Annotated in this window: 1 protein-coding gene and 1 pseudogene; both read right to left on the reverse strand. The window is 61.8% G+C overall.

Features of this window, described 5'->3' with window-relative positions:
• Window positions 1-780 (reverse strand): mechanosensitive ion channel family protein (locus AACR14_RS16105; RefSeq protein ID WP_019446921.1); only part of this gene is annotated, 780 nt, incomplete at its 3' end.
• 143 nt (window positions 781-923) lie between these two features.
• A pseudogene (locus AACR14_RS16110) lies at window positions 924-1,165 on the reverse strand (acetate kinase); the annotation flags it as partial.

Raw genomic sequence — 1,165 nt, forward strand, 5'->3', positions numbered from 1 at the left:
GCCGCCCGACTCGGTCATCCCCTGCCAGTTCTTGAAAGAGTCGGAGATCAGGGCATAGGTGGGAATGGTGGTAATGGTCTTGTCCCAGTTCGACACCTTGACCGTAGTAAGGCCGATGTCGGTCACCTCACCATCGGCGCCGTACTTGTCCATCTGCAGCCAGTCACCGACGCTCAGCATCCGGTTGGCGGAGAGCTGGATCCCCGCCACCAGCCCGAGGATAGGGTCCTTGAACACCAGCATCAGCACTGCGGTCATGGCACCCAGACCGCTGAACAGGAACAGCGGCGACTTGCCGAGCAGCAGGGCGATCATCAGGATGCCCACCAGAATGCTGCCTACCAGCTTGGCCCCCTGGAAGATGCCGCGCAGGGGCAAATCCCGACCAAGGCGGGTGTAACGGCTCACCGACAACAGACAGTCGAGCAGGGCGAAGAAGGCCAACAGCAGGAACAGCAAAATCCAGAGCTGGGCCACCATCTCGATAAGCTTGAGGCTATCCGATTGGCGGGGCAGCCAGATCTCCGCCTGACCGAGCAGCACGGCCCCCTGCAACACGAAAGCGAGCCGGTTGAAGAGGCGCTGTTGCAGCTGGGGCGGCAGCCACACCTGCTTGGCCTTGCCGAGGATCCCCACCAGCCGGACCAGCAACACCCGGTGCAGCGCCATGTGCAGCAGCAACGAGGTGATGACGATAAAACCCAGCGCGATCACCAGCGCCATCAGGTTGGTCACTTCCACCCCAAGGCCAGACAACCAGTTAAAAAACGCCTCTTTCATTGCTCTCTCCCGAACCGGGCAGCCCGCTGGCTGCAAAAACAGTGGTGGTCAGGGTACCGCTCCCCTCCCCCATGTCAAATCGGCGTACGCCAGAAATGACAACGCCCGGCACAGGCCGGGCGTTGTTTCAAAGCGAGGCTGACTTAGCAGACCAGGCTCAGGGCATCGCGGGCGATGACCAGCTCTTCGTTGGTCGGGATCACCATGGCGCAACGGCTGTCGGCGGTGGTGATGCGACCTTCGCCACCCAGTACTGCGGCGTTGTTGGCCTCTTTGTCCACCTTGAAGCCGAACAGGGCGAGACGGTTCAGCACCATCTCGCGCACCATGGCGGCGTTCTCACCGATACCGCCGGTAAAGACCACGGCGTCCAGACGACCGTCCA

This window comes from Aeromonas sp. 159 (genome assembly GCF_963862045.1).
Taxonomy (GTDB): Bacteria; Pseudomonadota; Gammaproteobacteria; order Enterobacterales; family Aeromonadaceae; genus Aeromonas; species Aeromonas veronii.